The sequence below is a fragment of the Aeromonas sp. S41-2 genome, from assembly GCF_027705845.1.
Classification (GTDB): domain Bacteria; phylum Pseudomonadota; class Gammaproteobacteria; order Enterobacterales; family Aeromonadaceae; genus Aeromonas; species Aeromonas hydrophila.
The window spans coordinates 478493-498565 of record NZ_JAPDCG010000002.1; the positions used below are offsets into that span (position 1 = coordinate 478493).

Sequence of the window (20073 nt, forward strand, 5' to 3'; positions counted from 1 at the left end):
GAGTAATTTTATTTCGAGGGCAAGACTCGTCTTTTGCAAAAAAGTCGATATAAAGTGGGATGCCATGCTGGGCGGGGGCATTTTCCGGGCAGCCAGGGCCAAACTGACCATGTCATCCGTGCCGACCGTTCGCCGCCCACGGCCCATAACACATCTATTTGAAGGCCAAGGCGCGAAGGAGTGCAGTCTGTGCTTCCCGCTGCGGGTGGCCATGTTCAGCAACGTGACGCGCATGGCCATGGCCTCGCGTCGGTAGGGATCGGCAATGCGGCGTCATCTGTTTATCTGGTTAGGCCCGTTATGTAGCTTGTTGTTGTTGGGTGCGGCGCTGGCCGTGCTCTATCGTCTGACTCACCTCTGGCACTGGCACGACATCCGGCTGGCCATCTGGTCTTTGCCGCTGCCGCTGTTGGGCGGTGCCCTGTTGCTGACCCTGCTCAGCTATGCCTGTCTTTGCTGCTACGACATGCTGGCGGTGCACGCCCTCGGCAAGCGGCTGCCCTGGCAGCAGGTGGGGGTCACCTCGTTCATCGCCTACACCTTCTCCAACACCCTGGGTTTCGCCCTGCTGACCGGCTCGTCGGTGCGCTATCGCATCTACTCGTCGCTGGGGCTCGGCACCGGGGAGGTGGCCAGGATCATCGTCTTCTGCTCGGTGACCTTCTTCCTCGGCCTGCTGGCCTGGGGGGGCACGGCACTGCTGGTGGGGCAGGCTACCACCTTGCTGCCGGACTGGCCGCTGTGGGCCGATCAGCTGCTCAACGTGGCGGGTGGGCTGGCGCTCTTGGCGGTGCTTGGCTATCTGTTCTGGCCAAAGCCCGCGCTGGTCTGGCGTGACCACGAGCTGGTGTTGCCGGTATTCAGAACCCGGCTGCTGCAACTGCTGGTGGCGCTGCTGGACTGGATGGCCGCCGCCGCCGTGCTCTATGTGCTGCTGCCGGCGGACAGCGTCTCCTATCCGGTGCTGCTCAGTGCCTTCGTGCTGGCCAGCTTCCTCGGGGTGCTGGCCCATGTGCCCGGCGGGATCGGGGTATTCGAGGCGAGCATGAGCCTGCTGCTGGCCAAATACCTGCCGGTGGACAAGCTACTGGCCTCCCTGCTGCTCTATCGCTGCATCTATTACGTGCTGCCCTTCCTGTGCGCCCTGCTGCTGTTCACCAGCCAGGAGCTGCTGCAGCAGAAGGCGCGCTGGAGCCGGTTGCAGGGCATCATGACCGCGGTGCGCGAGTTCCTGCCGGCGCTGATCAGCCTGGGGGCGTTCGCGGCGGGCAGCCTGCTGCTCTGCTCGGGGATGATCCCCACCATGCGCGGACGCATCGAGATGTTCCTGCAGGTATTGCCACTGCACCTGCTGGAGCTCTCCCATGTGCTGGGCAGCGTCAGCGGCGTGCTACTGATCCTGCTGGCCCGCAGCCTCTACCGGCGCCACGATGCGGCGTTTCGCATCACCCAGCTGCTGCTGGGGCTGGGGATGATCTTCTCCCTGCTCAAGGGGTTCGACTGGGAGTCGGCCCTGCTGCTCGGGCTGTTCCTGCTCATCATCACTCCCTGCCGATCACTGTTCTATCGCAAGGGCTCCCTGCTGCACGCCCAGTTCACTCCGGGCTGGCTCATCTCGGTGGGGGCCGTGCTGCTGGGGGCGCTCTGGCTGCTGCTCTTCTCCTACCGTCAGGTGGAGTATGACCACGCCCTCTGGTTCCACTTCTCGCCCCATGGCGCCGCCTCCCGGGGGCTACGGGCCATGGGCAGCGTGGTGGCCGTGCTGGCCGTGGTCGGGGTGGCCCAGCTGCTGGCGCCGCTGCGGGTCTCCGGGCGCAAGCCGGAGCCGGAGGAGCTGGCACGCGCTCATGCCCTGGTGCTGCGCGAGGGGGGCGGTCATGGCTACCTGGCCCAGCTTGGCGACAAGTCGCTGCTGTTTCATCCCGGCGGCGAGGCGTTTTTGATGTACGGCGTCGAGGGCAATGGCTGGATCGTGATGGGGGATCCCATCGGTCAGCCTGAGCTTATCGAGGAGCTGCTCTGGCAGTTTCGCGAGCTTTGCGATCAGCACGATGCTAGCCCGGTGTTCTACCAGGTGTCGGCCCGCTACCTGCCGCTCTACCTGGAGCTGGGCCTGATCCCGTTCAAGCTGGGGGAGGAGGCCATCGTCGATCTGGCGACCTTCGAGCTGGCTGGCAGCCGGCTGCGCAACCTGCGCCAGAGCCATGCCAAGGGCAAGCGGGAGGGGCTGTCGTTCGAGGTGGTGGCGCCTGAATGCGTGCCTGCACTGTTGCCACGCCTCAAAGAGGTGTCTGACACCTGGCTGCAGAGCAAGCAGGGCAAGGAGAAGGGCTTCTCGGTGGGCAGCTTTGAGCCGACCTACCTCAGCCTGAGTCCGGCCGCACTGGTGCGTCACGAGGGGCAGATCGTCGGTTTTGCCAACCTCTGGGTCAGCGACAACAAGGCGAGCCTCTCCATCGATCTGATGCGCTACAGCCTGGACACGGGCACGGCGCCCATCATGGACTTCCTGTTCGTCGAGCTGTTGCTGTGGGGCAAGGCCGAGGGCTACGCCAGCTTCAACCTCGGCATGGCGCCCATGTCCGGTTTCAACGATCACCCCCTGAGCGGCTACTGGACCCGGCTTGGCAACACCATCTTCACCCGGGGCAGCCGTTTTTACAATTTCCAGGGGCTCAGACGCTACAAGGAGAAGTTCTCGCCGGACTGGGAGCCGCGCTACCTGCTCTGTACCAGCAAGCTGGTGCTGCCGAGGGTGCTGACCAACCTGATATCCCTGATCAGCCGAGGCCCGTTCGGGCTCATCAAAAAATAGGAGTCGGCCATGAAAATCCTGTTATTGCTGCTGGCGTGCTGCGCCTTTTCGCTCTCTGCCGCGCCGGTGAAAGAGGAGTTGGGGTTGGTGGAGCTGCCGGTGGCGCAAGCCTCGAGCGCACCCATGGTGGTGTTCATGAGCGGTGACGGCGGCTGGGCGGCGCTGGACAAGGGGCTCAGCGCCCAGCTGCAGCAGCACGGCATGCCGGTGGTGGGCTGGAGCTCGCTCACCTACTACTGGAAGAAGAAGGATCCACAGCAGGTCACCGCCGATCTGGTGCGGATCCTGGATGATTACCAGTCCCGCTGGGGGCGCCAGCGCTGGCTGCTGGTGGGCTTCTCCTTTGGTGCCGAGATAGTGCCCTTCGTCATCAACCGGTTGCCCGAACCTTATCGCAAGAGCCTGGTCGGGGCCGTGATGCTCTCGCCTTCGACCGCCTCCGACTTCGAGATCCACGTCAGCGACATGGTGACCCACGATAAGGCGGGCAGCTATCCCACCCAGCCCGAGGTCAACGCCATCCACACCCTGCCGATGCTCTGCGTGCAGGGGGCGGATGACGACTCGCCGGTGCGGCTCTGTCCCCGTTTGCAGCAGCCCAACGTGACCACGGTGACCCTGCCCGGTTCGCACCATTTCGAAGATGACTACCCGGTGCTGTTCAAGACCATTGCCAGCCATCTTTCACTGCAATAAATATCGTGCGTCGGCAGGAAATGTTGATTTGAATCAATGATTATTTCTTGCCGGCCCGATCCGTTCTCGCCCCGTCAGAATCTTTTTGCATTGACCTTTACAGGCGCTGATTGCTTCCCAACACTCTACTGAGCAACAACGTAAGAGTGGGGGCTACATGCGCGAACAAAAAGGCCATCTTGTTGATCAGGAAGTGGATTTCGCAGCTGATGAACAGCTGGTGTCCACCACGGATCTGCGGGGCGTGATCACCTACGCCAATGACAACTTCTGCCGGGTCGCCGGTTACAGCCGGGCCGAGCTGGTGGGGCAGCACCACAACATGGTGCGCCATCCCGACATGCCCAAGGCGGCATTTGCCGACTTGTGGGGCAAACTCAAGCAGGGCCAGCCATGGCGCGGCATGGTGAAGAACCGCTGCCAGGACGGTCGTTATTACTGGGTGGATGCCTACGTCACCCCCATCTTCGAGCAGGGCAAGATCAGCGGCTACCAGTCGGTGCGCTGCCGGGCCGATCCGCAAATGAAGCAGATCGCAGCCCGTACCTATGCGCGGCTGCGGGCGGCGGAGCAGGGCGGCGGCAAGCCCAGGATTTCGCTGGCGCGGCTGCGCCACGGGGTCGCGGTGGCCGGGTTGCTGGCGCTGAGCTGGCTCGGCACCGTGCAACTGGGCGGCTGGGCTGCGCTTTACATGGCGCTGCCGCTGATCTTGCTGGGGCTGCTCTATCGCCACGAACTCATCACCACCCCCCGTTACCTGCAGCAACTGGCCGGCGAGTACGACAGCCTGACCCGGCTCATCTACTCGGGTCAGGAGCCGAGCGCCATCGCCGACTTTCACATCAAGCTGCTGCAGGCCCGTATTCGCACCGTGCTTGGCCGGGTGGATGATGCCACTCACGCCCTGCAGGATCTGGCGGTGCATCTGAAGAGTGCCTCCAGCGAGGCGAGTTCGGACATCGCCGAGCAGGATGCCCAGACCCAGCAGATGGCGGCCGCCATCACCGAGATGGCGAGCACGGCCCAGGAGATCGCCCGCAACATCCAGGACACCAACAGCCAGATTGCCGAGGCCAAGGCTCACTGCCAGCACACGGATCAGCAGTTGATCGAGACCGAGCACAAGATCACCGATCTGGCGAAGGAGGCGGAGCACGCCTTTGCCTCGGCGGTGGCGCTGGCCAGCGAGTCGGATCGCATCGGGGTGCTGATGGGGGAAATTCAGGGCATTGCCGATCAGACCAACCTGCTGGCGCTCAACGCCGCCATCGAGGCGGCCCGGGCCGGCGAACAGGGGCGCGGCTTTGCGGTGGTGGCGGACGAGGTGCGCACCCTGTCTACCCGCACCCACAAGGCGACCGAACAGATCCAGAGCAGCATCGGCCAGATCCAGCGCACCCTGAACGGCTGGAAGGGGATGATGCAGAACAACCTGCAACAGACCCAGGCCTGCGTAGAGATGACCCGGATGGGATCGGACAGCCTGCATCAGGTATTGACGGAGATCGAGCTGGTGATGGACTTCTCGGCCCAGATCTCGGCGGCGGCGGAGGAGCAGCAGGCGGTGGTGGAAAACATCAGCCAGAACGTCAACCTCATCTCCCAGCACTCCCATGCCAACAGCAGCAAGATGCACGACGTGGACGAGTCGAGCGAGATCCTGCTGACCAAGGCCAGACAGCTCAAGTCCCTGGGGCAGACCTTCGGCTAGTCACCGCTGCCATCCATACAACAACAAGGCCACCCGCGGGTGGCCTTGTGCTGTCGGAGTTTGGATCAGCCTGGGGACTCAGCCAGCGGGGCCCCCTTGTCGTGGTACATGGCGCGGTCGGCCTGGATCAGCCACTGCTCGGCGCGCCAGCCCGGCTGGTACTGGCTGATGCCGACGCTGATGCCGACCGCCAGCGGAACTCCTTCCACCTCGAACGGCGACTGCATGGTGACCCTGATCTGCTCGGCGATGGCGTCGGCCTGCGCCTGCTCATGGCCCGGCAACAGCAGCACGAACTCGTCGCCGGCCAGTCTGGCGAAGAAGTGTTGTGGCCCGAGGCTGCGGCTGATCCGCTCCGCCAGCTGGCAGAGGAGGGCGTCGCCCTGGCTGTGGCCGAAGTTGTCGTTGACCTGCTTGAAGTCGTCGAGGTCGCAAAACAGCAGGCAGCCGGGGGCCGGACCCTTGACCTGGGCATCGAGCCGCTCCATCAGGCTCAGCCGGTTGGGCAGGCCGGTGAGCGGGTCGCGGCGGGCCAGTTGCCAGATCTCCTCCTCCCGCTGGCGGCGCAGGGCGATTTCGCGATTGAGCCGCTGGTTGCACATCAATAGATAGAGGGCCAGCAGCAGGATCAGTACGCAGGCCGCCAGGCTCAGCAGGAACCAGGGACGCCAGAAGATCCACTGCTCGGAAGGGGCTTGATAGAGAAACTCGTGCAAGGAGACCGGCTTGGACACCAGCCCGATCTCGACCAGCTGCTGCATGATGTGGGTCATGCGATCGGGATTCATATACCCGATCTCCACATAGAGCGGCTGGATCATCTCCTTGCTCACCTGCAGCTCGTACTCCATGTGGGCCTGACTGCGGTTGACGCCATACTCCTTGCGCAGCAGGGCGATGGCTTCTTGCGGGTGGGCGAGGGCGTAGCGCCAGCCCGCCAGGCTCGCGGCCCGAAACCGGGCCACCCGATCCGGATGGGCGCGCTCCTGTGCCTGGGTGGTGAACAGGATGTCACTGTAGAAATCGATGCCGTAGTTGCGCGGATTGATGACGGAGACGGGGATGCCGCGCTCCTCCAGATAGAAGGGCTCGTTGCTGAGGTAGGCGTTGAAGATGTCGACCCGGCCCTGGATGAGATCCTCGATATTGACCGAGGTGGGCAGCGGGATGAGCTGGTGCTCATTGAGCCCCTGATAGAAGAGGGTGGCCAGCAGTTCGGCGTCCTGATGGGCCGAAAACATCATGATCCGTTTGCCACGCATGTCGTCAACGGTGAGAATGCCGCTGTCACGGCGAGCCAGAAAGATGGACGGGGAGTGCTGATAGACGCTGGCAAGTGCCAACAGCGGCTGGCCGCTGGCGTAGCTGGTGAGCACCTCGGTGTTGCCGACCCCGAAGTCGGCCCGCCCGCTCAGCACTTCTTTTACCGGGCTGATGTCCTTGCCGCCGGGCCGTATCTCGACGTCCAGCCCGGCACTGGCATAAAAGCCCTTGGCCTTGGCCATGTGATAGCCAACGAACTGGGGCTGATGCAGCCAGCGCAGCTGGAGTACGACCCGCTCCGGCGCTTCAAGGGTGGATTCGCTGGCCCGCAGGGGAACAGCATGACTGATGCCAATCAGCAGCAGCCAAAGCAGGTATCTCTTCATCCGTGCGAGTCTTGTTCTGAGTGTTCATGGGGTGCGACCCCGCAGGGTCATGTTCTTGTAATTAAAAACATTCTAAAGGGTTATTGATGTACCGGATACTAGCGCAGCACAAAGATTTCATGGTTATCAACAAGGGGCCCGGGCTCGGCATGCATGACGAGACCGACGAGGCAGGTCTGCTCCATCCGGGGCTGGTCAGCCGGGTCAAGGCCGACACCGGTCTGCTGCTCTATCCGGTGCATCGGCTCGACAAGATGACCTCCGGGCTGGTGCTCTTGGCGCGCACCACCGAGGCCAACCGGGCCCTCAGCATGGCCTTTGCCGCGCGGGAAGTGAGCAAGCAGTATCTGGCCCTCTCCGATCGCAAGCCCAAGAAGAAGCAGGGCTGGGTGAAGGGGGACATGCAGAAGGGACGGGGTGGCAGCTGGATGCTGGCGCGCAGCCAGGACAACCCGGCCATCAGCTGGTTCGATTCGGTCTCGGTGCGAGAGGGTCTGCGGCTCTACCGGATCAAGCCTCAAACCGGCAAGACTCACCAGATCCGGGTGGCCTTGAAGAGCGTGGGGGCGCCGATCCTCGGGGATGAGCGCTACGGCGGCACGGCGGCCGATCGCGGCTATCTGCACGCCTGGCGCCTCGCGTTCACCCTGGCGGGGGAGGCGTTCGACTTCGTCTGTCCACCCGACGAAGGAACGCTGTTTGTGCTGCCCGAGTTGCACGCCGCCATCGCGGGGCTGGCCGAATGAAGGGGACAACAGTGCCAGGCGTGCCGGATCTGCCCGCCAGCGGCTGGATCCTGGCGGATTTTGACGACACCTTGGCGCCGGATGACAGCCATGCCGGGCTGCTGCGTTTCATCCTGCGCCGCCGCATCTGGCCGCTGCTGCTGTGGCCGGTGATGGCGCTGGGCGGGCTGGTCTATCTGCTGCCAAGCCAGCGTCGGCGCGGCATTTCACTGATCTGGTGGGCCATCACCCTCGGGCTGTCGCCGCTGGGGTGGCGACGCCTGGTGCGAGCCTACTGCCGCACGAGGCCTGGGCTGTTTCGTGAGGCGCGCGCCCTGCTGCTGGCCGAAGGGCTGCGCTGCTGGGTGCTCTCCGCCAGCCCTCGCGCCCTGGTGCGGGGGCAACTGCATCAGCAACTGCCCGGCCGTCTGCCCCATCGCATTCTGGGTTCGCGGATGCACTATCGCCTCGGCGGCCTGATGCCGCGTTTTTACTGCCACGGCCGCCACAAGATCCTGCCCGGGATCCACGCCCTCGGCGCCACCCTGGCCCTGAGCGACAGCCTGCACGACTTGCCGCTGCTGGCAGAGGGGCAGGCGGCCTGGCTCATCAATCCCACCCCGGCGCGGTTGCAACAGGCGCGGCAGGCATTGCCCCGTATCGAGCCCAGATACTGGTCCCTGTAAGGCAAAGCTGACAGCCTTGCGGGGCGCCACCGAGCGCGCCACAAGGCTGCGGCCTTAATGTCACAATCTATTTACATCCTTTGACCATCCCCCCCGGCAAACTATCTGAACGCCGCCCCTTCTCTTCCGCCGCGCCGCCACCTCTAATGAAACAAGTTGTTAACAATGCCGGTGGCGGCTGCCCGCAGCGCCCCGGTGTGACCCTCTTCGTTATCAGTCAATCGCAAGGAGCGCATCATGACGACCACTTCTTCTGCCCGTACTCACACCATCAATCCGCTCGGCACCGATGGTTTCGAATTCGTCGAGTACACGGCGCCGGATGCCAAAGGGATTGCCGCCCTCAAGGCGCTGTTCGTCTCGCTGGGCTTTGCCGAGGTGGCGCAGCACAAGCACAAGCAGTGCTGGCTCTACCGTCAGGGGGACATCAACTTCGTGGTCAATGCCGAGCCCCACTCCCAGGCCGAGCAGTTTGCCAGCCTGCACGGGCCGAGCGTCTGCGGCATGGCGTTTCGGGTGAGCGATGCCGGCAAGGCCCAGCAGTACGCCATCGGCAAGGGTGCCAAGCCGTTCGTCGGCAAGATTGGCCCCATGGAGCTCAACATCCCCGCCATCTACGGCATCGGCGAGAGCACCCTCTCTTTCGTCGACCGCTACGGTGACAAGGGCTCCATCTATGACGTGGACTTCGTCTTCTATCCCGACTGGCAGGCGCGCATGGCCGAGGTGGATGCCGGGCTGTACGAGATTGACCACCTGACCCACAACGTGCAGCGCGGCAACATGGATGTCTGGTCCAATTTCTACGAGCGGATCGGCAACTTCCGGGAGATCCGCTACTTCGACATCGAGGGCAAGCTGACCGGGCTCCATTCCCGCGCCATGACAGCCCCTTGCGGCAAAATTCGCATCCCCATCAATGAATCTTCCGACGACAAGTCCCAGATCGAGGAGTACCTGCGTCAGTACAAGGGGGAGGGGATCCAGCACATCGCCATGGCGTCGAGCGACATCTACCACACCATCCGCACCCTGCGTGGCCGTGGTACCGGCTTTATGCCGACCCCGGACACCTACTACGAGAAGGTGGACAGCCGGGTCGAGGGGCACCAGGAGGATCTGGCGGCGCTCAAAGAGCTGCGCATCCTGATCGACGGTTCCCCCACCAAGGATGGCATCCTGCTGCAGATCTTCACCGACACTGTGATCGGCCCGGTGTTCTTCGAGATCATCCAGCGCAAGGGCAACGAAGGCTTTGGCGAGGGCAACTTCCAGGCACTGTTCGAATCCATCGAGCTGGATCAGATCCGCCGCGGGGTGCTCAATGATGCGTAACGGGAACCGCCACGGGCGGGTTGGTTGTCAAGCAAGGGAGGTTGGTGATGCGCAACTGGATTAACTTTCCCCACCGGGAGGGGACACACTCCCGCCAGGCTCATGCCGACCTGCCCGAGCAGGCCATCTATGAGCGCGAACTGGGCCGCTCCGGCTTTTTCGGGCCGGCCACCCACATGCACCACAAGCATGCCCCCACCGACTGGGTCAACTGGGAGGGGCCGCTGCGCCCGCGCCTGTTCGATCTCAATGCCCTCGGCGAGGAGGTGAGCTCCCTCTCCCCCTGGGTGATGCCTGATATTCTGAGCAACCCCCACTGCCGCTACCGCATCTGGCGCCTGCATGAGCCCATGCCGTTTCTGGTGCGCAACGCCGATGGCGACGAGCTTTTGTTCATCCACGAGGGAAGCGGCGAGTTCTATTGCGACTACGGTCATCTGACCCTGCGTGATGGCGACTACCTGGTGATCCCCCGCGGTACCATGTGGCGCATCGAGCCGACGGCGCCCCTGTTCATCCTGATGATCGAGGCGACCAACGACAGCTACCAGCTGCCGGACAAGGGGCTGGTGGGCAATCACGCCATCTTCGACCCGGCGGCGCTGGACGTGCCGGCCATCAACGAGCGCTTCCTGGCCCAGCAGGATGAGAACCCCTGGTCGCTGCAGGTGAAGCGTCACAACCAGGTGTCGGTCATCACCTGGCCCTTCAACCCGCTGGATGCACAAGGCTGGCACGGGGATCTCTGCGTGGTGCGCCTCAACTGGCGGGATATCCGCCCGCTGATGAGCCACCGCTACCACCTGCCGCCCTCGGCGCACTCCACCTTCGTGGCGAGCCGGTTCGTGGTCTGCACCTTCGTGCCGCGCCCCATCGAGAGCGATCCTGGCGCCCTCAAGGTGCCCTTCTACCACAGCAACGACGACTACGACGAGGTGCTCTTCTACCACGCCGGGGATTTCTTCAGTCGGGACAATATCGAGCGGGGTATGGTCACCTTCCACCCCGCCGGGTTCACCCACGGTCCCCATCCCAAGGCATTTGCGGCGGGTCAGGCTTACGCCAAGAAGTTCACCGACGAGGTGGCGGTGATGCTCGATACCCGCGATGCGCTCAACGTCGGCAGCCTGTGTGACGGGGTAGAGAACCCGCGTTACGTCACCAGCTGGTTGCGCCCGGAACTCACGCCAGCCACGAACGGCAAATAAGAGGAATCCCTATGAAACTGGCAACCCTGAACAATGGCAAACGGGACGGCGCCCTGGTGGTGGTGAGTCGCGATCTGAGTCGCGCGGTGCGCGTGCCGCAGCTGGCCGCCACCCTGCAGGCGGCCCTCGACGAGTGGGCCGAACTGGCGCCCAAACTGACTGCCGTCTATCAGCAGCTCAACGATGGCGCCTGCGCCGACGCCTTCCCGTTCGACGAGACGGCCTGTCTCTCTCCGTTGCCGCGCGCCTACCAGTGGGCCGACGGCAGCGCCTACGTCAACCACGTGGAGCTGGTGCGCAAGGCCCGCGGCGCCGAGATGCCAGAAAGCTTCTGGCACGATCCCCTGATCTATCAGGGGGGCTCGGACAGCTTCCTGCCGCCCCGTGGCACCATCCCGATGGGGTCGGAGGAGTGGGGCATCGATTTCGAGTCGGAGATCGCCGTCATCACCGACGACGTGCCGATGGGCACCAGCCCGCAGGCGGCCGCCGGCCACATCAAGCTGCTGATGCTGGTCAACGACGTCAGCCTGCGCAACCTCATCCCGGGGGAGCTGGCCAAGGGCTTTGGCTTCTTCCAGTCCAAGCCCTCCAGCAGCTTCTCGCCGCTGGCCATCACCCCGGACGAGCTGGGGGATGACTGGCGCGACGGCAAGGTGCATCTGCCCCTCGAAACCCACCTCAACGGCGCCCTGTTCGGGGCTCCCGACGCCGGGGTGGACATGACCTTCAACTTTTATGAGCTGATCGCTCACGCCGCCAAGACCCGGCCGCTCGGGGCGGGTTGCATCATCGGCTCGGGTACCGTCTCCAACTACGACCGAAGCCGTGGCTCATCCTGCCTCGCCGAGCTGCGAATGCTGGAAATTATCGAGTCAGGTCAAGCCACTACACCCTTTCTGCGCTTTGGTGATACAGTGTCCATCGCGATGCAGGATCGCAACGGGATGAGTCTGTTTGGCACCATTTTGCAGCGGGTCACGCCGGCGGGGGCCAGTCAGACGAAGTGAGGGGCCAGCATGGATACGAGGCCGGCTGGTGAGCGGCAGGTGCCCTTGCACCTGCCAACACAGGGACAGATTATGTTGCAGTTGTTTGGATATTGGCGTTCATCGGCAAGTTATCGGGTACGGATCGTGATGCAGCTCAAGGGGCTCGATTATGAGCAGCATCCGGTCAATCTGCGGCAGGGCGAGCAGCGCGAGAAGGCTTATCGCCGGCTCAACCCCCAGGGGCTGGTACCGTTTCTGGTGGATGGCGAGGTGCAGGTGGGTCAGTCGGTGGCCATAATGGAGTATCTCGACGAAACCTATCCCGCCCACCCGCTGATGCCTTCGGCCCCGCAGGAGCGCGCCCGGGTACGCCAGATCGTCAACATGATCGCCTGCGACATCCACCCCCTCAACAACCTGCGGGTGCTCAACTATCTGGAGCAATCGCTGGGGCAGGGCAAGGCACACCGCGACGAGTGGTATCGTCACTGGATTGACGAAACCTTCACCGCGCTGGAGCAGCTGCTGATGACCACCGCCGGCATCTATTGCGTCGGCAACGAGGTGACCCTGGCGGACTGCATGCTGGTGCCCCAGGTCTACAACGCTCGCCGCTACGACATGTCGCTGGAAGACTACCCCACCATCAATCGCATCGTCGCCAACTGCGAGCAGTTGCAGGCCTTTATCAAGGCCGCGCCAGAGCAGCAGCCGGATGCCCAGCCCTGATATACGGCAGGCCGGGGCCGGTCATCCCGGCCCGGCCTGCCGTGTTCACTCTGCCAACTCCCTCCCTTCCCGTTCGCCTCAGGGCGTTCCGTTGCAGCCATAGCGCCGAAAGCCGGGCCGCTCGCCTAGTCGCTGGTAGTAGTCGTTCACGGCCGGCAGTTGCGGACGATCATAGGGCGTCTCCAGCCAGCGGTTGACCGACAGCCCGATGGGAATGTCCGCCAGCGAGAAGTGGGGGCCGGCCACATATCCCCCGGTTGCTTGAAGCTGTCTCTCCAGGATCTCCATGCAGTGAGACCACTGCAGGCAAGCTGCGTGAAGGGCCTGGCTGTCCTGATGCTGGGGGGAGCGCCGCACCAGCGACAGGAAGGCGTAGCGCCAGGCGCTGTTCAAGTCCGATGCCTGCCAGTCAATCCATTGATCGACCCGGGCCCTTGCTCTCGCCTCGGCGGGATAGAGCGCGTTGTCGCCGTAGCGCGTCGCCAGGTAGCGGATGATGGTGTTCGACTCCCACAGGGTGAAGTCGTCATCCTGAATGACCGGCACCATGGCATTGGGGTTGAGTGCCAAAAACGCCGGGGTGTCCGTCGGCTTGAAGCCGGTACCCCACTGATCCAGCTCGAACGGGAGATCCAGCTCGGCGCAGGTCCACAGCACTTTGCGCACATTGATGGAGGAGGCTTTGCCCAGTATCCGTAACATCTTTTCGTCCTTGTCGGGGGATGGCCGGCTTCCCGCAGGCCTACAACCCCTGCTTGCAAGGCCATCGAGGCCCAGCACCGTCACTGACCGTGCAGGGCCCTGATTGCATCGATTGGCGAGTCAGCCGTGGGTGGTCTTGGGCTGGAAGAAGGCGATGAACTTGCCGAATTTCTCCCCGTCGTAGCTGTCACCCTTCTCCAGCAGCCCGGTGTTGAAGGATTCGAGCAGCTTGCCCTTGGCATCCAGCACGTAGAAGTGGGGCACCCCCAGATACTCGGGATACCCTTTGAGGAAGGATTCGTTCTTGTTCTGCTTGCTGACGTTCACCTTGACCACCACGAAGGTGCGGTTGAGCTGACTGGCAAGATCGGGTTTTTGGTCCAGAAAGTGGTTCATCTCCTGGCACCAGCTGCACCACTCGCCGCCCACCAGCAGCAGGACTTTCTTGCCCTCGGCACTGGCCTTGGTGGTGGCGGCGGCGAGATCGCGGGCCGGGTCACGCTGCTCGTCATAGCCCTGGCTGTAATCGGGCAGGCTTTGGCTCCAGAGGTGGCCGGCGCTGTACGCCTCGCCATGAAACAGGGCGGTGCCAAGCACCAGCGGCAATAGCAGTCGGTTCATCACGTGCTCCTTGTGTTGTTGTGGTTGCTTCCAAGCCGCAACAATGTGACACGAGCGAGCCCGGCCGCCAAGGGCGAGATGGGCGCTTGTTATGCAAAAAGCGGGAATGGGTCGGCGGGAAAAAACAAAGCCCCTCGCAGGAGGGGCTTGGTATTCAGGCAAGGAAGGTCGCCGGCAGATCAGTAACCCTGCTGGTGGACGTCCATCACGGCGCGACCGGACGGGTCGGCCATCTCTTTGAACTTGGCATCCCACTCCAGCGCGGTCGGGGTGGAGCAGGCAACCGACTTGCCGTAGGGCACGGTGCGGGCGGCGGACTCCAGCGGGAAGTGCTCGTCAAAGATGGCACGGTAGAAGTAGGCCTCCTTGGTGAGCGGGGTGTTGACGGGGAAGCGGAAGGCGGCCGCCTCGAACATCTGATCCGTCACCTCTTCCTCGACCATGGCTTTCAGGCTGTCGATCCACGAATAGCCCACGCCGTCGGAGAACTGCTCCTTCTGGCGCCATGCCACTTCGTGGGGCAGCAGATCCTCGAACGCTTCGCGCAGGATGTGCTTCTCGATCTTGCCCTTGCCACACATCTTGTCGGCAGGCTGCAGGCGCATCGCCACGTCCATGAACTCCTTGTCGAGGAAGGGCACGCGACCCTCGACACCCCAGGCGGCCATCGACTTGTTGGCGCGCAGGCAGTCATAGAGGTGCAAAGAGGCGAGCTTGCGCACGTTCTCTTCGTGGAACTCACGGGCGTTGGGTGCCTTGTGGAAGTAGAGGTAGCCGCCGAACAACTCGTCCGAGCCTTCGCCGGAGAGCACCATCTTGATCCCCATCGCCTTGATGTAGCGGGCCATCAGATACATCGGCGTGGAGGCGCGGATGGTGGTGACGTCATAGGTCTCGAGGTGATAGATGACATCGCGCAGGGCATCCAGTCCTTCCTGCACGGTGAAGTGGATCTGGTGGTGGATGGTGCCGAGGTGATCAGCCACTTTGCGGGCGGCGGCGAGATCCGGCGAACCTTCCAGGCCGACGGCGAAGGAGTGCAGCTGCGGCCACCAGGCTTCGCTCTTGCCATCGTCTTCAACCCGACGGGCGGCATAGAGCTTGGTGATGGCGGAGATGACGGACGAATCCAGCCCGCCGGAGAGCAGCACGCCGTAGGGCACGTCGCACATCAGCTGGCGTTTGACCGCCGCTTCCAGCGCGGCTTTCAGCTCTGCCTTGTCGCTGACGTTGTGCTCGACCGCGCCGTACTCCATCCAGTCGCGTTTGTACCACTGTTTGAGTTCGCCATCCTTGCTCCACAGGTAGTGTCCCGGCGGGAAGGTTTCGACGCTCTTGCAGACCGGTACCAGCGCCTTCATCTCGGAGGCGACGTAGAAGTTGCCGTGCTCGTCGCGGCCGGTGTAGAGGGGGATGATCCCCATGTGGTCGCGACCAATCAGGTAGGCATCCTGCTCTGCATCGTAGAGGATAAAGGCGAAGATGCCGTTGAGATCGTCCAGAAACGCCGGGCCCTTCTCCTTGTAGAGGGCCAGCAGCACCTCGCAGTCGGAGTGGGTCTGGAACTGGAAGTCGACCTTGAGGTTCTTCTCCAGCTCCTTGTGGTTGTAGATCTCGCCGTTGACGGCCAGCACGTGGGTGCGCTCGGGGTTGTAGAGCGGCTGGGCGCCGTTGCCCGGATCGACGATGGCCAGGCGCTCGTGCACCAGAATGGCTTTGTCGGAGCTGTAGACGCCGGACCAGTCAGGACCGCGGTGGCGCAATCGCTTGGACATCTCCAGCGCCGATTTGCGCAGCGCGGCCGCATCGGATTTGATGTCCAGAATGCCGAAAATAGAACACATTGGCGGTAATCCTCTTGATTTTTATATGAGCCCCCCACGTTCGGGCTCGAAATTCCATTTACATTCCTCGCCAATCACAATGCCTAGTGCAAAAACCTTTTGCAAGCGGGAAAACCGCAGAAAATCATGCCGTACACGTCAACCCGGTCGGCCTGAAAAAGGGTGGCTACGGCGGCCTGGGTTGACGCAAACGTCAAGTCGCGGCGGGCTCGAAGATCACATAGAGCTTGCGGCAGGGGGTGAGGGTCTCCCACTCCCCGACAAAGCCGGCCGGGATGACGAACTGATCGCCGGGCTTGAGGGGCAGTCTGCCGCCCTGGCCATCGTGGATCACCGCCTCGCCTTCCAGCAGCTGGCAGTATTCGTGCTCGGTGTAGTGGATGGCCCAGCGGCCGGGCTCGCAAGCCCAGAAGCCCACGTGAAACTGTTGGCTCGGGTCGGAGTAGTGGTTCCATACCGTCTGGCGCGGATTGCCGGCGCGCAGGCGCTCGGGGGCGGGCATCAGCGGGGTGGGGGCCGCCTCGTGGCGGTCGAGCAGGATCCAGTCGTTAAGGGTCTTCATGCTGCCTCCTTGGCAAGGGATAAAAAAAACGGGGCCATCCAGGCCCCTTGATTGTTCGTTTTATTAAACGAGGTTGCGCATAACGTAAACGATAGCGCCTCCCTTGCCAAGGGGGCCGCAGCCCGTCAGCGTGGCTGCAGCCGTTTGATGACGTGACGGGCAAAGCCGCTGCCCGCTTCGTCGTAGACGTTGAACACCGCATCCACCCCTTGCTCCTTGAGGGAGGCGATGTCGTCCTCGAAGCGGACGATGGCGGCAATCTTGCCAGTAAAGCCGTGGCTGCGCAGTTTCTCGATGGCGTAGAGGTTGCCCGAGTGGTGAGGCATGGCCAGCAGCACCAGGTTGACCTGGTTGGAGAGCAGCACCTTGTCCCAGAAGTCGGTATCGGTGGCGTCCCCCTCGATCACGTTCATGCCTTGGGCGCGCAGGGTGGGCAGCTTCTCGCTGTCGTTCTCCACCCCGAGGATCACGGTGCCGTACTTGTTCTCCAGCTCGAAGTAGGCGCCCTGACCGATCCGCCCCATGCCGAGGATGATCACCTCGGCATCGCCGAGCTCGATGGGCCTGTCCTCCGGGTGCAGGGTGGTGGCCTGCATACCGCGCAGCCAGTTGCCGAGCCGATGGTAAATGCGCTCGCTCTGGCCGTTGAGGGGAGCCGAGATCATGAAGCTGGCCGCCAGCGCCAGGGAGAGGGCGACCAGCCACTCGTGGGAGATCCAGCCCGCCTTGGCGGCGATGGCCGCGACGATGAGACCGAACTCCGAGAAGTTGGTGAGCGCCAGGGTGGAGAGCAGGGCGGTGCGCACCCGCAGGTGGGCGCCGCTGTAGACCAGGTAGTAGAGCGCACTTTTGAGCGGCAGGGCCAGCACCAACGCGAGCGCCAGCAGCATGGTGTCGTGGGTCGGCAGGCCGTTGAGGCCGATGGTGAGAAAGAAGCAGATGAGAAACAGATCTTTGAGGTTGAACAGCGACTTGGCCAGCCCCGCGGAGGCGGGGTGGGAGGCGATCAGCATACCGATCACCAGTGCCCCCAGATCCGGTTTGAGCCCCACCACCTCGAAGCCGGCAGCTCCCACCACCAGCGCCAGGAAGATCCCAAACAGCACCTGTAACTCACCGTGACCGGCCCGCTCCAGCAGTTTCAGCAGCAAGGGGCGCAGCAGCGGCAGCCCCAGGATCCAGAGCGCCCAGATGCTGGGCCACTGACCGCTGGAGACCGCCAGAAAGGCCACCGCGAACAGATCCTGCATCACCAGCACGCCGACAGCGAGACGGGCATAGAGGGCGTTCATGTCGCTGCGCTCCTCCAGCACCTTGACCGCAAACACGGTACTGGAGAAGGAGAGGGCAAAGCCCAGCAGCAGTGCCAGCCGCCAGTCCAGCGACATGGCCAGCGCCAGCCCGAGCCCCTTGCACACCAGCAGCACCACGGTGAACAGTAGGGTGGAGAGCAGCAGGTGCAAACTGGTGGTGCCCCAGACGTCGCGCCGCATCAGGATCTTGACGTTGAGCTTGAGGCCGATGGTGAACAGCAGCAGGGTGACGCCCAGATCGGCAATTTCGTTCAGGGCCGGGGTGTTCTGATAGCCCATGCCGTTGAGCAGAAAGCCGGCCGCCAGAAAGCCCAGCAGGGGCGGCAGGCCGATGAGGTTGACCAGCATGCCGCAGCCGAAGGCCACGGCGATCATGACAGGTTCCATTGCGTGTCCTTCAGGGGGAACGAGGCCGACCTGGGCCGTGCGCCAGGCCGGCCCGTCAGCCGGCAGGGATCAGACGATGTCGATATCCACCACTGAGTCGAAGATGTGGTTCGGTCTAAACGGCATGCGGTCGATGTCGGCCACCTTGCTCACCCCGGAGAGCACCAGCACCGTCTCGAGGCCGGCCTGGAAGCCCGCCAGAATGTCGGTGCGCAGGTTGTCGCCGATGATGATGGTGTCGTCGGAGTGGGCCTCCATCCGGTTGAGCGCCGCGCGGATGATCCAGGCGCTAGGCTTGCCGACGTAGAACGGCTTCTTGCCGGTCATCCGCTCGATGGGGGCGCACAGGGCGCCGCAGGCCGGGTGCATCATGGGGCCGTGGGTATCCGGGTTGGTGGCGATGAAGCGGGCCCCCTGATCGACGAACTTGGCCCCCAGCTGCATCATGGTCCAGTTGTAGTTGCGGGTCTCACCCACCACCACGAAGTCGGGGTCGATGTCGGTGATGGTGAAGCCGGCCTTGTAGAGCTCGTGGGTCAGCGCCCCTTCGCCGATCACATAGGCCTTCTTGCCGTCCTGGCGCTTGAGAAAGTCGGCGGTGCCCATGGCGGAGGTGTAGAAGCACTCCTCCGGCACCTCGATCCCGGCGGAGCGGAAGCGGTTTTGCAGATCTTTCTGGGTCTGGGCCGGGTAGTTGGTCAGAAACAGCAGCTTGCTGCCCTGCTCCAGCAGGCGGTGGACGAAGCGGTCGGCACCGGGCACCAGATCGTTGTTGTGCAGGATGACGCCGTCGATGTCGCAGATGACGTTTTTCTTCATGGGGACTCCTTGTGTAGGCGCAAGAGGCGGCGGAAAGTTGCGCCAACTCTCAAGTTCTTCAGATAGTTATGTTGTTTTTGTGACGCCATTATAAGTCTGTTTGATGACAAGTCTCCCCCATAAACAGAGATAGGTGCACAATGAACGACAGAGGGGAGGGATCCGCTCTGCCACTGGCTGGTCCCGCTGTCTGTGAACCGATGGAGCCGTCATCATGGATAACTTTATTGCCGGTCTGCCCAAGCTGGAGCTGCACCTCCATATCGAAGGCTCGCTCGAGCCGGAACTGATGTTTGCCCTGGGCCAGCGCAACGGCGTGGCCCTGCCCTGGCCCGACGTGGCCAGCGTGCGCGCCGCCTATGAGTTCGACTGTCTGCAATCTTTCCTCGATCTCTACTACCTGGGGGCCAGCGTGCTCATCACCGAGCAGGATTTCTTCGACCTCACCTGGGCCTATCTGGAACGCTGCGCCGCCGACAAGGTGGTGCACGTGGAGATCTTCTTCGACCCCCAGACCCACACCGCCCGCGGCGTGCCCTTCGCCACCGTGCTGGGCGGCATCGAGCGGGCGCTGCAGCGCGGAGAGCGGGAGTTTGGCATCAGCTGGCGGCTCATCATGAGCTTCTTGCGCCACCTGAGCGAGGAGGATGCCTTTGCCACGTTGGCGCAGGCTACTCCCTTTCTGTCGCGCATTCACGGCATCGGCCTCGACTCGGGGGAGAAGGGCAACCCGCCCAGCAAGTTTGCCCGGGTCTTTGCCCGCTGCCGCGAGCTGGGGTTGCCGGTGGTGGCCCACGCCGGCGAAGAGGGGCCGGCGGACTACATCTGGCAGGCCATCCGGGAGCTTGAGGTGCGGCGCATCGATCACGGGGTGCGCTGCGTCGACGATCCCGATCTGCTGCGCTATCTGGCCGATACCCGGCTGCCGCTCACCGTCTGCCCCCTCTCCAACACCCGGCTCAAGGTGTTTGACAAGATGGCCCACCACAACGTACTGGCTCTGCTGGAGCAGGGGCTGTGCGTCACCATCAACTCCGACGATCCCGCTTATTTTGGCGGCTACATGAATGCCAACTTCCACGCCCTGGCCCATGAGCTGGGGGCCAGCATGAACCAGCTCTGCCGCTTGTCACTGAACGCGGTGGAGGCGAGCTGGCTGAGCCTGGCCGACAAGGCGCGGCTGACCCGGGAGATCAGAAGCTACGCCGCCTGCTACGGGGTCAGCCTCCATTAACCTGCGGTGCCGGCAAGCATGACAGGCAGAAAACGATGCGCCCAC

At 63.4% G+C, this 20073-nt stretch carries 17 protein-coding genes; 10 read left to right on the forward strand and 7 right to left on the reverse strand.

The annotated features are described in order from the left end of the window. Positions 1 to 265 precede the first annotated feature (265 nt). From mprF to OKC44_RS06675, 3 genes are all read left to right on the forward strand, one after another. Complete coding sequence (gene mprF / locus OKC44_RS06665; RefSeq protein WP_219313193.1) at positions 266 to 2815, forward strand: bifunctional lysylphosphatidylglycerol flippase/synthetase MprF; 2550 nt, start codon at positions 266 to 268, stop codon at positions 2813 to 2815. Positions 2816 to 2824: 9 nt separating this feature from the next. After that, on the forward strand, positions 2825 to 3511 hold the full coding sequence (locus tag OKC44_RS06670; protein WP_017408048.1) for an AcvB/VirJ family lysyl-phosphatidylglycerol hydrolase: 687 nt from the start codon (positions 2825 to 2827) through the stop codon (positions 3509 to 3511). Positions 3512 to 3668: 157 nt separating this feature from the next. Next, positions 3669 to 5222: a methyl-accepting chemotaxis protein gene (locus OKC44_RS06675; RefSeq protein ID WP_219280127.1), complete on the forward strand. Its 1554-nt coding sequence runs from the start codon at positions 3669 to 3671 to the stop codon at positions 5220 to 5222. 65 nt (positions 5223 to 5287) lie between these two features. On the opposite strand, the gene OKC44_RS06680 is transcribed toward OKC44_RS06675, so the two are convergent. After that, positions 5288 to 6871, reverse strand: a complete 1584-nt coding sequence (locus OKC44_RS06680; RefSeq protein WP_270811739.1) for a GGDEF domain-containing protein — start codon at positions 6869 to 6871, stop codon at positions 5288 to 5290. A gap of 86 nt (positions 6872 to 6957) precedes the next feature. Between OKC44_RS06680 and OKC44_RS06685 the strand changes: the two genes are divergently transcribed. The 6 genes from OKC44_RS06685 to maiA all read left to right on the forward strand — a co-directional run bounded on the left by OKC44_RS06685 (position 6958) and on the right by maiA (position 12546). Continuing rightward, on the forward strand, positions 6958 to 7617 hold the full coding sequence (locus OKC44_RS06685; RefSeq protein WP_044800257.1) for a TIGR01621 family pseudouridine synthase: 660 nt from the start codon (positions 6958 to 6960) through the stop codon (positions 7615 to 7617). Then, positions 7614 to 8282, forward strand: a complete 669-nt coding sequence (locus OKC44_RS06690; protein WP_270811742.1) for an HAD family hydrolase — start codon at positions 7614 to 7616, stop codon at positions 8280 to 8282. The genes OKC44_RS06685 and OKC44_RS06690 overlap by 4 nt, the downstream gene beginning before the upstream one ends. 237 nt (positions 8283 to 8519) lie before the next feature. Next, positions 8520 to 9617 carry a 4-hydroxyphenylpyruvate dioxygenase gene (gene hppD / locus OKC44_RS06695; RefSeq protein ID WP_017408053.1) on the forward strand — a complete coding sequence of 366 codons (1098 nt, stop codon included), beginning with the start codon at positions 8520 to 8522 and terminating at the stop codon, positions 9615 to 9617. Positions 9618 to 9664: 47 nt separating this feature from the next. After that, positions 9665 to 10825 carry a homogentisate 1,2-dioxygenase gene (locus tag OKC44_RS06700; RefSeq protein ID WP_011706477.1) on the forward strand — a complete coding sequence of 387 codons (1161 nt, stop codon included), beginning with the start codon at positions 9665 to 9667 and terminating at the stop codon, positions 10823 to 10825. Between the two features lie 11 nt (positions 10826 to 10836). Beyond that, positions 10837 to 11835: a fumarylacetoacetate hydrolase family protein gene (locus tag OKC44_RS06705; RefSeq protein ID WP_029302746.1), complete on the forward strand. Its 999-nt coding sequence runs from the start codon at positions 10837 to 10839 to the stop codon at positions 11833 to 11835. A gap of 72 nt (positions 11836 to 11907) precedes the next feature. Beyond that, complete coding sequence (gene maiA / locus OKC44_RS06710) at positions 11908 to 12546, forward strand: maleylacetoacetate isomerase (protein WP_039214563.1); 639 nt, start codon at positions 11908 to 11910, stop codon at positions 12544 to 12546. Positions 12547 to 12624: 78 nt separating this feature from the next. Here maiA and OKC44_RS06715 read toward each other — a convergent pair whose 3' ends face one another. The 6 genes from OKC44_RS06715 to OKC44_RS06740 all read right to left on the reverse strand — a co-directional run bounded on the left by OKC44_RS06715 (position 12625) and on the right by OKC44_RS06740 (position 18794). Further along, positions 12625 to 13248 (reverse strand): glutathione S-transferase family protein, encoded by a 624-nt coding sequence (locus OKC44_RS06715; protein WP_270811744.1) that lies wholly within the window; start codon positions 13246 to 13248, stop codon positions 12625 to 12627. A gap of 120 nt (positions 13249 to 13368) precedes the next feature. Further along, positions 13369 to 13869 carry a thioredoxin family protein gene (locus tag OKC44_RS06720; RefSeq protein ID WP_270811749.1) on the reverse strand — a complete coding sequence of 167 codons (501 nt, stop codon included), beginning with the start codon at positions 13867 to 13869 and terminating at the stop codon, positions 13369 to 13371. A 179-nt stretch (positions 13870 to 14048) separates the two neighbouring features. Next, positions 14049 to 15713 (reverse strand): asparagine synthase B, encoded by a 1665-nt coding sequence (gene asnB / locus OKC44_RS06725; protein ID WP_024944497.1) that lies wholly within the window; start codon positions 15711 to 15713, stop codon positions 14049 to 14051. A 193-nt stretch (positions 15714 to 15906) separates the two neighbouring features. Beyond that, a complete protein-coding gene (locus OKC44_RS06730; RefSeq protein WP_017784880.1) occupies positions 15907 to 16275 on the reverse strand; it encodes a cupin domain-containing protein in 369 nt (122 codons plus the stop codon). A 125-nt stretch (positions 16276 to 16400) separates the two neighbouring features. Next, positions 16401 to 17975: a cation:proton antiporter family protein gene (locus OKC44_RS06735; RefSeq protein ID WP_101149464.1), complete on the reverse strand. Its 1575-nt coding sequence runs from the start codon at positions 17973 to 17975 to the stop codon at positions 16401 to 16403. A gap of 69 nt (positions 17976 to 18044) precedes the next feature. Then, entirely contained in the window at positions 18045 to 18794 is a 750-nt protein-coding gene (locus tag OKC44_RS06740; protein WP_011706469.1) for an HAD-IIA family hydrolase, read from the reverse strand. Positions 18795 to 19008: 214 nt separating this feature from the next. Between OKC44_RS06740 and OKC44_RS06745 the strand changes: the two genes are divergently transcribed. After that, positions 19009 to 20028, forward strand: a complete 1020-nt coding sequence (locus tag OKC44_RS06745) for an adenosine deaminase (RefSeq protein ID WP_270811755.1) — start codon at positions 19009 to 19011, stop codon at positions 20026 to 20028. Positions 20029 to 20073: the final 45 nt, after the last annotated feature.

Excerpts from the sequence above, each read along its gene's own strand:
- mprF (WP_219313193.1), top strand. The coding sequence starts at position 266 with ATGCGGCGTCATCTGTTTATCTGGTTAGGCCCGTTATGTAGCTTGTTG.
- OKC44_RS06670 (WP_017408048.1), top strand. The coding sequence starts at position 2,825 with ATGAAAATCCTGTTATTGCTGCTGGCGTGCTGCGCCTTTTCGCTCTCT.
- OKC44_RS06675 (WP_219280127.1), top strand. The coding sequence starts at position 3,669 with ATGCGCGAACAAAAAGGCCATCTTGTTGATCAGGAAGTGGATTTCGCA.
- OKC44_RS06680 (WP_270811739.1), bottom strand. The coding sequence starts at position 6,871 with ATGAAGAGATACCTGCTTTGGCTGCTGCTGATTGGCATCAGTCATGCT.
- OKC44_RS06685 (WP_044800257.1), top strand. The coding sequence starts at position 6,958 with ATGTACCGGATACTAGCGCAGCACAAAGATTTCATGGTTATCAACAAG.
- OKC44_RS06690 (WP_270811742.1), top strand. The coding sequence starts at position 7,614 with ATGAAGGGGACAACAGTGCCAGGCGTGCCGGATCTGCCCGCCAGCGGC.
- hppD (WP_017408053.1), top strand. The coding sequence starts at position 8,520 with ATGACGACCACTTCTTCTGCCCGTACTCACACCATCAATCCGCTCGGC.
- OKC44_RS06700 (WP_011706477.1), top strand. The coding sequence starts at position 9,665 with ATGCGCAACTGGATTAACTTTCCCCACCGGGAGGGGACACACTCCCGC.
- OKC44_RS06705 (WP_029302746.1), top strand. The coding sequence starts at position 10,837 with ATGAAACTGGCAACCCTGAACAATGGCAAACGGGACGGCGCCCTGGTG.
- maiA (WP_039214563.1), top strand. The coding sequence starts at position 11,908 with ATGTTGCAGTTGTTTGGATATTGGCGTTCATCGGCAAGTTATCGGGTA.
- OKC44_RS06715 (WP_270811744.1), bottom strand. The coding sequence starts at position 13,248 with ATGTTACGGATACTGGGCAAAGCCTCCTCCATCAATGTGCGCAAAGTG.
- OKC44_RS06720 (WP_270811749.1), bottom strand. The coding sequence starts at position 13,869 with ATGAACCGACTGCTATTGCCGCTGGTGCTTGGCACCGCCCTGTTTCAT.
- asnB (WP_024944497.1), bottom strand. The coding sequence starts at position 15,713 with ATGTGTTCTATTTTCGGCATTCTGGACATCAAATCCGATGCGGCCGCG.
- OKC44_RS06730 (WP_017784880.1), bottom strand. The coding sequence starts at position 16,275 with ATGAAGACCCTTAACGACTGGATCCTGCTCGACCGCCACGAGGCGGCC.
- OKC44_RS06735 (WP_101149464.1), bottom strand. The coding sequence starts at position 17,975 with ATGGAACCTGTCATGATCGCCGTGGCCTTCGGCTGCGGCATGCTGGTC.
- OKC44_RS06740 (WP_011706469.1), bottom strand. The coding sequence starts at position 18,794 with ATGAAGAAAAACGTCATCTGCGACATCGACGGCGTCATCCTGCACAAC.
- OKC44_RS06745 (WP_270811755.1), top strand. The coding sequence starts at position 19,009 with ATGGATAACTTTATTGCCGGTCTGCCCAAGCTGGAGCTGCACCTCCAT.